The following is a 13,682-nucleotide window of genomic DNA, read 5'->3' on the forward strand; positions in this document are numbered from 1 at the left end:
TCCCTCAGGCAGTTTGTACGACGTTGCCTGCAGCTGTCTCACGACGGCCGGCACGAATTGTCTGATAACAGTTATAAGCCATCAGCAACATACCAATTACAATGAAAACACCACCGATGAAGCGGCCTGTCCAGAATGGGTATGAAGCCTGAACACTCTCTACGAAACTGTAAGTTAAGGTTCCGTCAGAGTTTGTTGCACGCCACATAAGACCTTGCATAACACCTGAAATCCACATTGAGACGATGTAGAAAACAACGCCGATAGTGTGCAGCCAGAAATGAACGTTCACTAGCTTAATGCTGTGAATTTCTTTCTGGTTAAACAGGCGCGGTACCAGGTAGTACATGGAACCGATAGTGATCATTGCAACCCAGCCTAAAGCCCCAGAGTGTACGTGACCCACAGTCCAGTCAGTGTAGTGAGAAAGCGCGTTCACTGATTTGATTGCCATCATCGGACCTTCGAAAGTCGACATGCCGTAGAATGACAGAGAAACAATTAAGAAACGCAGAATTGGGTCGGTTCGCAGCTTATGCCATGCGCCAGATAACGTCATGATACCGTTAATCATGCCGCCCCATGAAGGTACGAACAGGATAACAGACATGACCATACCGACCGACTGAGTCCAGTCTGGTAACGCGGTATAGTGTAAATGGTGAGGTCCGGCCCAGATGTATAAGGAAATAAGAGCCCAGAAGTGAACAACCGACAAGCGGTAAGAGTAAACAGGGCGCTCAGCTTGCTTCGGTACAAAGTAATACATCATACCCAGGAAACCCGCTGTCAAAAGAAAGCCTACAGCGTTGTGTCCGTACCACCATTGAACCATGGCATCGACAGCACCTGAATAGATTGAATAGGACTTGGTAAACGACACCGGTATAGCGAAGCTATTCACAATATGCAGCATGGCGATAACGATAATGAAACCACCGTAGAACCAGTTAGCGACATAAATGTGTGATGTTTTACGAATAGCCAGTGTGCCGAAGAAGACAATTAAGTAAGCCACCCAGACGACAGTAATTAAAATGTCGATAGGCCACTCAAGTTCAGCGTACTCTTTCGTACTGGTTAGACCCATCGGCAGAGTAATAACGGCTGCCACTATAACGGCCTGCCACCCCCAGAAAGTAAACGCTGCTAACTTGTCTGAGAACAAGCTCACTCTGCACGTTTTCTGAACAACATAGTAAGAAGTGGCAAAAAGAGCGCTGGTACCAAACGCGAAAATAACAGCGTTTGTATGTAGCGGGCGAAGACGGGAGTAGGTTAGCCAGGGAGTATTGAAGTTAAGCTCTGGCCAGACAAGCTGGGCAGCTATCAATACGCCTACAGACATACCGACGATACCCCAAATAATCGTCATGACAGTAAACTGCCGGACGACTTTCATATTATATTCGATCGGTTGTTGTGGAATTGTTTGACTCATCTTTTAAATCCGCAGTGATGTAAGATCAGGAAAAAGGTGACTTTTACCAGACAGACACAATCCATGTAAAAGTGCATTTATTTTACGTCTTGTGAGCTGAAAGGTACAGGGGAGATTACCAGTATCCCCTGTATTTTTAAGGTTATTTTGTCTTAAACCGACTGACAAGTTGACTCAAATCAATACTGTTTTTACTCAAATCCCGACTGACTTCAGCAACGCGTGTATTAGCGTCCTGATTGGCCTGAGAAAGGTCGGATATTCCCGTGATATTCTCATTCAGATCTTTGGTTACCCGGCTCTGCTCGTCGGTCGCCGAGGCAATTTGTATATTCATACTCGATATATTCGCAACGGCTTCCTGAATTTGACTTATCGCTTGCTCGGCTTTCAAGGCCTCTTCATTTGTTGATGCCGAACGATGCTCAACGTCGCTGATAATTTGGCTTACCTCTTTAATGGCACTTTGAATGCTCTCCACAATAGAAGAAATTTCATCCGTTGAATGCTGCGTGCGGGTTGCTAAAGTTCTGACCTCATCGGCGACAACCGCAAATCCGCGCCCGGCATCGCCAGCACGAGCAGCCTCAATGGCGGCATTTAACGCCAGTAAGTTGGTTTGCTCTGCTATAGCAACAATAACACCGAGTATATTTCCAATTTTGTCTGAACCATCTTGCAGTAAGCGGGCTTTTTCGCCTGCTTTACCCAGCTCAGAAGTTAGTGCTTCAATATTATTAACAGATTCTCGTACGATAATAGCTGAACGTCCCGCTTCTTCGTCTGCCGTATTAGCCGAGTCGGCCGCCTGACGAGCGTGATCAGCAACCTCTGAAGCGGAGGAAGACAATTCGGTAATGGCTGTAGCGACAGAGCTTGTTTGTGAACTAAGCTGATTACTTTGACGGCTGCTGGTACCCGACAACTCAGTCAACTGACTTGCAGCTTCGCTTTCATTTCGTGCACTTTCCTGCACACTTTGAACAAGTTGCTGAATTTTGTGGACAAAGGTGTTGAATGATTTTGCAAGTCGGGCAAGCTCATCAGAACCCGATTCATTCAGTCGTCTAGTCAGGTCTCCTTCGCCTTCGGCGATGTCGAACATAGCACTATTAATCGTCGCTAAAGGACGAGTGATGCTGCGTATAATAAGTAAAAAGACTAATAGAAGAGGGATTGCCAGAACGGCTGCTAATCCGGCTAGTTTAAAGAACTCCTGCCATAACATGTTGGTAATATTGTCAGTGTACTGACCTGTACCCATAATCAAATTCCAGGGTTCAAATACTCTAATTCGGCTAATCTTAGGCACCAGGTTGTCGGCATTACTGCCTTTTTGCCAAATGTACTCGACCGTTGCGCGATCAGATGAACGTGCTTTTTGAACCATCTCCTGAAACAGTCTTGTGCCTTCCGGATCTTCATAGCTGGTTACGTCTTTGCCGACTAATTGCTTTGAAAAAGGGTGCTGTACCAGAACGCCGGCACGGCTCAATGTAAAAACGTATTCGCTTTCTTCGTAACGTATATTGTCAAGTCGTTCATATGCTTTAGATTTCGCCTCGGCCTCGCTTAAGTCGCCGTCCTGATATTCCTGATAGTAGTAGTCGACTATGGTGTGGGCGGCATCAAGCACGGCGTTTAGTTTACGTTTCTCTTCATCAACCAATAGGCTATTAAGGATGAACATCATAAAGGCTACCATCAGGGCGGTTCCCAGAGCGGCGATACCCAATAATGATATAAGTCTCTGTGTGATACTTAATTGCTGTACGATTTTCATTAATAATCCTTATTTAACAACCGTCGGAAAGCTTTCGTAATAGGCTATCGGCAGGTTACAAAATCTTTACAGCAGAAAAATAGCTTAATGGTGCTTATTTTTCTAAGACTTGATCTTTCTCCCTTTAAGTACCAACGCAGATAAAGCTGGCAAGGTAAACACGGTAACTAATGCGGCGCCGATTAAGCCAAACATCACAATAGCCCCAACGCCCCTGTATAACTCCGTGCCGGCCCCGGGGATAAAAACCAGAGGTGCAATGCCGCATAGGGTGGTTAAGGTTGTAATGGTTATGGGGCGCACGCGCGACAGCAAACCTTCCTGAACAGCTTCTTTAATTGAGTAGTTCTCTTTATCGCGAAGATAAATAGCCCGTTCAACCACCAGAATAGGGTTATTAATGACAGTCCCCATAAGAATGAGAAAGCCAAGCATGGTAATCATATCGAAAGGCTGACTCAGCGGCTGTAACCCAATGGCGGGTAACAGCTGGCCGACGCCGTTCATAAGAGCTAACCCGGCAATACCCGCACTTATTCCCATGGGTATGGTTGCCATGATCAGTAACGGATAACCCCAGTGGGCAAAAATTGCGACCATCAACAGGTAAATAATAGCGATGGAAATAATGTAGTTTTCACTCAGTGCGGCCTGGGTTTCCGCAAGCTGATCGGCCGCACCGGACAACTGAGTCGAAATATCAGCAGCTATAACACCTTGATCCCGTAAGTGCTTTAACACTTCTGAACGGACCATCTCAACGCCGGACTCAAGCGCAACTGACTCTGGGGGGATGATATTTAAGGTTACCGTACGCCTGCTGTCGACGCGACGTACGGTACTGGTATCGACAATTTCGCGCACCTCGCTAATTGCATTTAATGCCACGGAGCGGCCGTTGACATTAAGTAATGGCAAGTCATCGAGCATTTCCGGCGTTACTTCCGTACCTTTGTCGCTGTACAGGTACATATCAATTTTGTCGTCACCCTGAAAGTACTCACCAACAAAAGCCCCGTCAGTTAGCGCGGAAACAGCGTAACCAAAACTGTCTGCATCCAGACCTAATTCACTCATCCGTTCCCAGTCAGGGCGAACCTCTAATAAAGGTTGGGCAAGAGTAAGGGAGTTCGGTGTGGATTGAATTCTGGGATCATCGAAAACCTTTTGCGAGCGATCATATATAGCTCGTGCTGCCGCATAGACCTCGTTGAGCTCTTGTCCGCCAACATCGACATTGATACTGCGGGTACCACCATCGTTACTGCTTATAATAGAGCCTTTAGCTGCAAAGGCCCGCATGCCGGGGTAGCGTTCGTAAACTTGAGTAATAACTTCCATTAGCTCATCAATCCGGCTTGTATCGCGGGTTTCAGCAATAATACGAATATTCGACGGAGCGACGCTTAAGCTCATAGTTTTAAGGGCGGGAATAGTGACTCCTGAACGGGTAACCTCATTATTTTCCGTCATTAATGCCGGATCGAAAATATCACGTATTTCATCTCCAATAGAAGACATGGTTTGCAAGTTATAGCCGGGTGGGGCGCTCATAGTGGCAAAAGTTTTAGCTTCTTCCCCTTCAGGCAAATATTCTGCGGGTGGCATCAGAAACCACCAAATTGCCACCACGGCAAAAAAGGTCACCCCTACAGTGCTGAGTTTTGATTTTTTAGAGCGTAAAAGTCGACTACTGATAGCTTCAATTCGGTTGGTCAGTTTGTCTGTCACTTTGGTTTTAGCCTGCGCAGGAAAATAAGCGGCGAGTAAAGGCACTAAGGTCACAGAAACAAACATCGAAGCAATAATGGATGCCGAAATGGCAATAGCGATATCGGAGTACAATTGTCCGGCTTCCTGAACAATAAAGAGAATTGGCAGGAAAACCATGACGGTAGTCAGGGTAGAGGTGAGCATCGCGGTCCAGACTCGTTTCACACCTTCAATTGCCGCATCTTTAGGGTTCAGTCCTTTACGTCGTTCAAGCTCTATACTTTCTAACACCACAATGGTGTTGTCCAAAGTCATACCAATGGCAAATGCTATGCCAGCTAATGAAATGACGTTGATGGTTCTGTCCAGTAGCAACAGCCCCAGAAAACCAGCCAGAGTACAAATTGGAATACCGATAACCGCAATTAACGTCGCGCGGCCTGAACGCATCAAACCATACATAACCAGAGTTGCGAACAGGGCGCCTAACAGTAAGTTCACCAGTACATTCTGAACTGAACTTTCGACATAGCGAACATCATCGGAATTTAGCGTAATTTCCATACCGGCCGGGCGCAGCAATTCTTCGTTAATGCGCTCAACTTCGTCCAGCATCGCGTATTTTATATCAATGACATTAGAGCCCAGCTCACGCTGAACCTGAAGGCTCAGTACCTGCTGGCCTTTAAACCAGGACTCACTGTTCAGCTCAAAGTGATTAAAGTCGATATCAGCAACATCTTTTAATCTAACCAGACTGTCACCGGTTCTGCGGATAATGGTGTTTTCTATTTCTTCAAGCGAATCAAAACGACCAACCGTGCGCAGCAGGAATCGGCGTTTGCCTTGTTCCAGTTCTCCGGCCGAGGTATCGCGGTTACGTCCGCTTATTGCGGTTCTGACATCATCAACCGATATGTTGTATTGAATCAGTGCGTCTTTATCCATAAGGATACGAACTTGTCTTTGTGCACCGCCACTAACATTCACTTGCGAGACGCCAGCAACTGAAGACATTCTTGGACGAACGTTGTCTTCAATGTAATCGCGCATCATGATCATGTTGATGTTTTTAGGGTTATCCTCAATTGGGGCAACCCTAAAATACATAAACGCGTTACTGGAAAAAGAAGCGGAGAAAATACGAGGCTCATCTACATTTTCAGGGTAATCCGGTACCTGACTTAACGCATTGTTAACCAGGATTAATGTTTCGGTAACGTCAACTCCGAAAGGAAAGTCCAGTTCTATGCTTGCTTCGCCATTACTGGCACTGCTTTCCATACGTTGTAAGTTAGGGACAGTACGAAGAAACTCTTCCTGCTCAATCAGTATCTCTTTTTCAATGTCTTGCGGCGTGGCCCCCGGCCATTGAGTCTGTACAGAAATAGTTCTGACTTCTAAATCAGGGATCATTTGTACCGGAATGCGCATCGCTGCTGTTATACCCAGTAAACAAAGTATTAAAATGGCAACAATGGTGACATGTTTATGCTTTATTACGGCTTCAATCATAGTCGGCAGACTCCGTAAGCTTTAGTACCTGACCATCAGTTAGAGCTTCATTACCGCGTACAATGACTCTCTCGCCTTCATCTAAACCGTTTTCCACCTCTACATAACCATTGAAGCGTAAGCCAAGTTCAACGGACTGTTCTTTCGCTTGCCACTCATTGTCCCTTTCTATCGCGATCCAGACGGAGGTTCTGCCGTCGCTGTAGCGAACAACCGCATCCTGCGGCACCGAAGTCTGAACCCGTCCCGTATCTATCTCAAATGAAGCACTTAATGGAATTCCTACAACCCAGTTCTCAGGATAATCACCCGTCAGCCGAACCTGAAAAGAGCGGTCATTTCCGTCAACAAAGGGCACAATACGACTTAAACGAGCATCAATAGTCGTCTCTTTGTAGCTGAGCGAAGCCTGAGTAGCAGAGTTTATAGAGGAGTAGTAAGACTGCGAAAGAAACACATCTGCATGCTGGTTCTTACTGCCTACTAATTGAAACACGACTTGCTCAGCACTTAACCATTCACCTAAATCCGCAGAGCGACTCGTAATAACACCGTCAAATGGTGCCGTAAGTTGATGATAGTTTTGATTAACTTCAGTCTCGTTTAGCATTGCCTTTGTTTCTGCCAGTTGCGCTCGTGCAACTTGAACCCGGGTACGGGAGCGTCTTAAATCGCTAGCTGGAACAAAATAGGTTTCAGCTAATTCTTCCAGTTCGCTCAACTGCTGTCTTTCATCGGCAAGACTGGCCTGAGCGCTGTCTACCTGAGCCTGCAAAGACTCTATTGTCGAATTAATTTGACGCGAATCTAAACTGGCAAGTACGTCACCTTTGCTTACTTTGTCTCCAATATCCTTATTCAGGCTCAACAACTTTCCTTCAACAGCAAAACTGAGTTGCGAATTATTCAAAGCGGATAGGGTGGTGGGTACATCAACGCTATTAATAACTGGCTGATTTTTGGCTTCAACGTACTCAACCGGAGCCTGAGCCACTGCTGGGTTGCTAAATACTGCCAACATTAATAGTAACGGAATTAAAAAAACAGACTGCCTGAACCATGATGCCATCATTCGTACTCAGCTATTTTGTTAAAAGAAGGTTGTCTGTATGTTACGCAAACTTCTTCAGATTCGATTACTATTGTAGTTTACAGATAAAAATAAGAGGCTTGTATGAGCTTAACGGATCCGAAAACGTTCGAATGTCCTTATTGTATGGCAATAAATGACATTGAAATTGATTGGTTAAATGATATTGGCCAACACCAGATTGTCGATTGCCAAATCTGTTGTCAGCCAATAGAGATCGAAATTTTGCAGCTCGGGGATGATGTGCAGATTAAAGCGCACCGTGATGATGAATAAGGTACGCTGTTAAACCTTATATTGCTTCAATTTCCTGTTCAGCTTCTTTAAAGCCATTTTCACGCGGCTCATCACCCATGTTCATGCCCTCGGCACGAATGATGGTTACGTCAGTAATACCGATAAAAGCCAGTGCCTGTTTTAAGTAGCTTTCCTGGTGATCCATAGCCTGAGCGTCACCTTGAGAGTAGATCCCCCCACGACCAGACGCGATATAAACTTTTTTGCCATTTACCAGACCCTGAGGGCCTTGCTCTGTATATTTAAAGGTGACACCAGCTTGCAATACACGATCAAACCAGGCTTTTAGCTGGGTTGGAATAGTAAAGTTATACATTGGCGCACCAATGACAATGGTATCTGCATCGAGCAACTCTTTAACCAGCTCATCAATTAGCGGCTTCTCTTCAGCTAATAATTCATCGGCAGCAAGATGAGGAACAGGGTTGGCAACCAAGTCTCGATGCACAAGAGTAATATCTTGTTTTTCCTTAAGTTTATTAACAATGTTCTGACTAACCTGACGACTAACAGATTGTTCTAAAAAGATACCTGAATCCAAATGTAAAACTTTCATAGAAACCTCTTTGCTTTTTTAATTGATGCACGGATTATAATTCGTTCCAATTAACCTAATAAGTAGCTAAAATGGAAACTATCGTTCCAAAATCGGAACCTTTGAGGTTTTCACTATGTCTTTTCCTGATGTCACAAACTACTATCTGTTCGCTCAGGTAATGGCCTGCGGCAGTATCAGCGCAGCCTCAAGGGAGCTCGGTCTGCCCAAATCCACCATAAGCCGGAAAATGGCTATACTTGAGCAAGAGCAGGGGACCCGGCTGTTTCACAGAAGCCGGTCAGGCCTCAAGTTAACCGACATTGGACGTGAGTTTCTGGTGCACTGCGAGCGTCTTGTCAGCGCAGCTGAATCGGCTCAACAAGTGACTCAACGTTTACTGGATAAACCCAGGGGTAAAGTCGAAATAAGCGCGCCCTATGCCTTAAGTCAAAGCTTGTTAGTCCAGGTGTTACCGGAATTTATGAGTTTGTATCCGGAAGTTGAAATTCAGCTTGTTGTGACAAACCGGCCGGTTAACTTAATAGAAGAGGGCATCGACATTGCTCTACGCGTACGAAAAAATATAGAAGACTCCAGTTTAATAGCCAGACCCATAAGTCAGGCACCTCAAACCCTTTATATTGCTCCCGACTTAATAAATCAGAACTCTATAACTGAGCCTGAGGATTTATTAACGTTCGAACATTTGAGTATGCATTACACTAACGGACGATATGGTTATGAATTAATCCACAGTTCAGGCCAACAAAAAAATATCAGAATAAAACCCCGGCTTATCACCGACGACATGATTGTTTTGCGAGAAGCTGCAATAAAAAAACTTGGCATTGTCGCTTTACCAAATTATCTCTGTAACGATGCAGTGAATAGCGGGGAACTCGTCCCCGTTTTAACCGACTGGCATCTACCCATCGGGATCATGCATATGACGTACTCGCACCGACGCGGAATACTGCCGGCAGTGCGTGTTCTTATCGATTTCCTTGCTGAAAAGCTTCCTAATCTTGCACAGCAGCAGTTTTAAAAAGTAAGTGCTTCGTACTAGATTTATACTGATATAGTTATGATTTAACATAATATACATTATGCGCAATTCAGTTATACTGCGTTTTAGGTGCTTTCCAGGCCCGTCTTTAGTTCTCTCGAGTAACCTGAGATGATTTCTACTATTTAGGAGGAAGTTTTACCGTGGCAACTGAATTTCAGACAAACTTTGTGCGCGTTTTCGCCTTCAATTATAAGGCTGCTGCTGACCATTTCGGCGTAACTCTACGAACGATTTACCGCTGGTTTGACGGTAACCCGCCGCTCGTCATAAAGCGTTATGTGGATGTTATGGCTCGCGGCTGGCTTCCTCAATACGAGCCTTTTAGCAACTGGCATATTGATGGTACCAATATTCACTTTCCTACAGGTAAAGTGTCGGCTTTTGATGTTGAGTTCATTGAGCAGTAAAAATGGAGCCAGAGAACGCTGACGGAGCGATTTAAGAACCGCCAACTGAACCAAAAAGAAATGCTTGAATCAGTAGAGAGAATTATCGAGGAATCAGAGCGTTTGAGATTAAAGCTGGGTAAAGTTATTTAAGCTTTTTTATCCTTCGATCTAGTTCAATTATAAACAAAAGCTCTTTTTCTCGATTTCTTACAGTTTTCTCTGATAGTTGCTCTCTTTTCATTTTAAGGAAATCTGGAAAGTTCTCATCTTTCTCTTGCTCTTCAATTTCACTAAGTAAGTTAGCTATATCCTCATAACCTTTTTCCAAATCTTCCATGTCTGTAATTTCTTTTCTGCTGAGACTTCTAATCTCATCCATTATCGCCATTTTTTTACTTCTATATAGAAATAGCTCAGTTAAGTATTTCCTTGTTACTTCTTGAAGAACCTTACCGCCTTCTACGCCATCAAGAAAAGGATTATGTTCTACATCCTTGTGTTGTCTCTCATAAAATGATGTTGTTTTATGTATGGTCTCGATCAGCATTGCTGCAAGAATGTACGCTTCTCTTTTTAACTTCTGAGAGTCCCCTAAAAGGAGCTTTATTGATTCATCGTTTTTCCAACGAATATAGACAAAAACAGCTACCATAATTGCCACTAAGCTGAATAGAGAATCTAAGATTGATAAATATGGTTCGGCTGAAACCATTAGCTGATTGAGAGAAAAAGAGCTGTCTACTATTTCTTTTCCCGTTGTTGGATGAAACTTCATTCAATCTTCCTCGTTAATTCACTTACGCTTGGCTTTATCTTGTTTACAGTAATTAGCTATCTAGGAAGGTGCAAGTATTTAGCCGTAAATGAATTTTCCCCAGTGGCAAAATGGCAAAGCTACCTCAGGCTGTCGTTATTTCCCACAGCAAAACTCTCTCAATTCAGCATTTCTGTTATCATGTCGTTATTGCTAGTTAAGAGAAGAACTATTAAATGAAATTAGACTGTCTGGCGCTACAGCCACAAACCAGCGAGTGGCTCAAAGAGCTGCCTGCGGAACTTAAAGAAGATGCCTTAGTTGGACAAAAACGTGCGGTTACAGCCTTAAACAACGCGTTACGTCAGCATGGTACATACTCTAATATTTATGCTTTATTTCCTGGTGGCCTTTTAAAGCGGGACATCCTCGATGCCTACTTTACGGATAATCGTTGGGAATTCACTAATTGGTATGACTGGCTGTATTTGGCGAATCCGTCCGATCCTCTGCGTCCTCTATGCGTTAACTTGCCGTCAGGAACAGCTGACGCAGCAATTAAAGCGATATGGGGCTTTCTGCAGCGACCGCTAGATCAGCGCGAAGAAGCTTACAATACAATTATTGAGCAATTCGACACGCACAAGCTGCGTGACTACATGCAACAAATACGGGATAAGAAGGCTGAGGACATCCAGGGAGAGAGCCTGGCCTCTGTTTTAGTGGGACATCAGCACCCTGCCCCTTACTACTATTGCGACCGTGTTACTGAGGAACGTCTCTTTGGTCACATTGGTGTGCAATCGGTTGAAGGAACGGTCAGTTCAGAGCTGCATTTGATTGAGGCCGGCCTTTTGCATAAAGCAAACGGAGGCATTCTTGCTATTGAGGTTGCTCAGTTGCTCGAAAACATCACGCTCTGGAAGCGCCTGAAAGATGTTATCGAAGGTGGAGAATTTGAGTGGCCGCGTCAGTCACCGACTTCAGGTGCAGCTTTCTTTTACCGACCCGAGTCTGTGCCCATTAATATTAAGATTATTTTACTGGGTTCACGTAACGAATACGCACAGCTGCGCGAGTACGACGAAGACTTTGATAACTTCTTCCCGTTTTTGGCTGACTTTCATGGTCATTATGCAACTCAGAATGAGCCGGTAGCGCTCTACTTCAATTACTTACAGTATGTGTGGCAACTCGCCGATGTGCTGCCGCTAAGTACCGATGGTTACTCAGCCTTACTGCGAGTTTGTGCCCGATACACGGATTATCAGCAGGAGCTCACGTTAAACACAATACAGTTATTGCAACTGCTTCGTGAAGCCAACGACTGTGCGCTGCAGAATCAACATGCGAAGATAGATAAAGCCGCAATAGATTTAGCGCTACAGCAACAGCGGGATCGTGAAGGTAATCTGGCTGAACTGAGCCGCCGCAGCATACTCGAACAGCAGGTTCGAATAGACACTCATGGTTCTGCAGTTGGCCAGCTAAATGGCCTGACGGTAGTGACTATGGGCGGCAGTGAGTTCGGTGAGCCTTCCCGAATTACTGCGACCATTCACTATGGTGATGGCGATATTATTGATATTGAACGTAAATCAGACCTCTCCGGTAATATTCACACTAAAGGGGTTATGATTTTAAGCGCCTATTTGGCCAACCAATTTGCCCGCCATGAGCCGTTATCAGTATCAGCAACCGTGGTATTTGAGCAGTCTTACTATGAGGTAGATGGCGACAGCGCATCACTTGGCGAGCTTTGCTGCTTGATTTCAGCTCTGGCGGAGCAGCCGTTGAAGCAGTCGCTGGCTATTACTGGTGCGATAGATCAGTTTGGTAACGTTCAGTCTATTGGTGCAGTGAATGAAAAAATTGAAGGTTATTATGCGCTTTGTGCTCACAGAGGCTTAAATGGCGAGCAAGGCGTTATTATTCCTCAGTCGAATAGGCACCAGCTTAACCTTAACGACGATATCGTCGACGCGGTTAAAGCCGGTAAATTTCATGTGTACACGGTAGAGCATGTTGAAGAAGCATTAGAACTGCTGACCGACACGCCGGTTAAAGAACTTTTTCAGAAAGTTCGGGAACGAACGCTTGATAGTTCTGATAATGATCAACCTCGCGGTTTCTGGCAGCGACTTTTTAGTTGAGAAATCACTTGTCGGATTTGTCTAGCGTACAGTTGTACGCTAGACTGCTGCCTAGTTTTTTGAACAATTAATTAGGGTATTTATGAATCAATCGAGCTTTACTCGTGAAGAACTTCTCGCCTGCAGTCGCGGGGAAATGTTTGGTCCTGGTAACAGTAAACTACCAGCACCTAATATGTTAATGATGGATCGCATCATTGAAATTAACGAAGACGGCGGATCGGCCGGAAAAGGTTTTATCCATGCCGAGCTCGATATTAACCCTGACCTTTGGTTCTTTGACTGTCACTTTAAAGGTGACCCGGTAATGCCTGGCTGTTTGGGTCTTGATGCTATGTGGCAGTTGCTTGGTTTTCACCTGGCGTGGTCTGGTGGCCCGGGGCGCGGGCGTGCACTAGGTGTTGGTGAAGTTAAATTCACCGGGCAAATTCTGCCGGAACACAAAAAAGTCAGTTACTTTATTGATATGACACGAGTTATTAAGCGCAAATTATTTATGGGCGTAGGAAATGGTCGTGTCGAAGTTGATGGTCGCGAAATTTACACAGCCAAAGACTTAAAAGTTGGCTTGTTTACCGACACCTCTACTTTTTAGCCCCTCTTTGAATTAAAAAAACGCCGATGCTTTCGCTATCGGCGTTTCGTCTAACCTTTAATGTCTTGACAATCAGCGGAATAAGCCGGTATTTCGGGCTTCCATTGCATCTCGCCAACCTCCCAGCCAGTGGGAACGAAAATCATCCTGGGTTTGATAAGGACAGTTGTCTTTTGAGCGACCATGCAAACCGGCTTTAAAGCCTTGAGTATGTGCTCTTTCAAAGCGATCGCGCTTTTGTCTTTTCATAAATCTATCCCTCGCCTGTTATTCACAGATTATTATTTAGAGAGTTGAGACATTTTTGCTGCCTCATTACTATTGATAGACTTATTTGGTGAGAGT

Annotated in this window: 12 protein-coding genes; 5 read left to right on the forward strand and 7 right to left on the reverse strand. The window is 44.8% G+C overall.

Going from position 1 to position 13,682, the window contains the following annotated elements:
• Window positions 1–4: 4 nt before the first annotated feature.
• The 4 genes from ccoN to ACN0RF_RS02900 all read right to left on the reverse strand — a co-directional run bounded on the left by ccoN (window position 5) and on the right by ACN0RF_RS02900 (window position 7,524).
• On the reverse strand, window positions 5–1,441 hold the full coding sequence (ccoN, locus tag ACN0RF_RS02885) for a cytochrome-c oxidase, cbb3-type subunit I (RefSeq protein WP_034820948.1): 1,437 nt from the start codon (window positions 1,439–1,441) through the stop codon (window positions 5–7).
• A 142-nt stretch (window positions 1,442–1,583) separates the two neighbouring features.
• Window positions 1,584–3,224, reverse strand: a complete 1,641-nt coding sequence (locus ACN0RF_RS02890; RefSeq protein WP_417437999.1) for a methyl-accepting chemotaxis protein — start codon at window positions 3,222–3,224, stop codon at window positions 1,584–1,586.
• Between the two features lie 102 nt (window positions 3,225–3,326).
• A complete protein-coding gene (locus tag ACN0RF_RS02895; protein ID WP_417438000.1) occupies window positions 3,327–6,452 on the reverse strand; it encodes an efflux RND transporter permease subunit in 3,126 nt (1,041 codons plus the stop codon).
• Entirely contained in the window at window positions 6,445–7,524 is a 1,080-nt protein-coding gene (locus tag ACN0RF_RS02900; protein WP_417438001.1) for an efflux RND transporter periplasmic adaptor subunit, read from the reverse strand. The genes ACN0RF_RS02895 and ACN0RF_RS02900 overlap by 8 nt, the downstream gene beginning before the upstream one ends.
• Before the next feature lie 102 nt (window positions 7,525–7,626).
• Between ACN0RF_RS02900 and ACN0RF_RS02905 the strand changes: the two genes are divergently transcribed.
• On the forward strand, window positions 7,627–7,818 hold the full coding sequence (locus tag ACN0RF_RS02905) for a CPXCG motif-containing cysteine-rich protein (protein WP_034820882.1): 192 nt from the start codon (window positions 7,627–7,629) through the stop codon (window positions 7,816–7,818).
• Window positions 7,819–7,834: 16 nt separating this feature from the next.
• On the opposite strand, the gene ACN0RF_RS02910 is transcribed toward ACN0RF_RS02905, so the two are convergent.
• Window positions 7,835–8,395, reverse strand: coding sequence for an FMN-dependent NADH-azoreductase (locus ACN0RF_RS02910; RefSeq protein WP_417438002.1), 561 nt, complete (start codon window positions 8,393–8,395; stop codon window positions 7,835–7,837).
• 115 nt (window positions 8,396–8,510) lie between these two features.
• On the opposite strand from ACN0RF_RS02910, the gene ACN0RF_RS02915 reads away from it, so the two are divergent.
• Together ACN0RF_RS02915 and ACN0RF_RS02920 are read left to right on the forward strand one after the other, a co-directional pair.
• Window positions 8,511–9,422: a LysR substrate-binding domain-containing protein gene (locus ACN0RF_RS02915; RefSeq protein WP_417438003.1), complete on the forward strand. Its 912-nt coding sequence runs from the start codon at window positions 8,511–8,513 to the stop codon at window positions 9,420–9,422.
• A 164-nt stretch (window positions 9,423–9,586) separates the two neighbouring features.
• The gene (locus ACN0RF_RS02920; protein WP_417438004.1) at window positions 9,587–9,853 is read left to right on the forward strand and encodes a helix-turn-helix domain-containing protein; all 267 of its coding nucleotides are present in this window, start codon (window positions 9,587–9,589) and stop codon (window positions 9,851–9,853) included.
• 124 nt (window positions 9,854–9,977) lie between these two features.
• Here ACN0RF_RS02920 and ACN0RF_RS02925 read toward each other — a convergent pair whose 3' ends face one another.
• Window positions 9,978–10,610 carry a hypothetical protein gene (locus ACN0RF_RS02925; protein ID WP_417438005.1) on the reverse strand — a complete coding sequence of 211 codons (633 nt, stop codon included), beginning with the start codon at window positions 10,608–10,610 and terminating at the stop codon, window positions 9,978–9,980.
• Window positions 10,611–10,825: 215 nt separating this feature from the next.
• Between ACN0RF_RS02925 and ACN0RF_RS02930 the strand changes: the two genes are divergently transcribed.
• The gene (locus tag ACN0RF_RS02930; protein WP_417438006.1) at window positions 10,826–12,742 is read left to right on the forward strand and encodes an AAA family ATPase; all 1,917 of its coding nucleotides are present in this window, start codon (window positions 10,826–10,828) and stop codon (window positions 12,740–12,742) included.
• Window positions 12,743–12,824: 82 nt separating this feature from the next.
• Entirely contained in the window at window positions 12,825–13,337 is a 513-nt protein-coding gene (gene fabA, locus ACN0RF_RS02935; protein ID WP_011234533.1) for a 3-hydroxyacyl-[acyl-carrier-protein] dehydratase FabA, read from the forward strand.
• 72 nt (window positions 13,338–13,409) lie between these two features.
• Here fabA and rmf read toward each other — a convergent pair whose 3' ends face one another.
• A complete protein-coding gene (rmf, locus tag ACN0RF_RS02940; protein ID WP_011234532.1) occupies window positions 13,410–13,586 on the reverse strand; it encodes a ribosome modulation factor in 177 nt (58 codons plus the stop codon).
• Between the last annotated feature and the right edge of the window lie 96 nt (window positions 13,587–13,682).

Source organism: Idiomarina sp., assembly GCF_048260185.1.
Classification (GTDB): Bacteria; Pseudomonadota; Gammaproteobacteria; order Enterobacterales; family Alteromonadaceae; genus Idiomarina.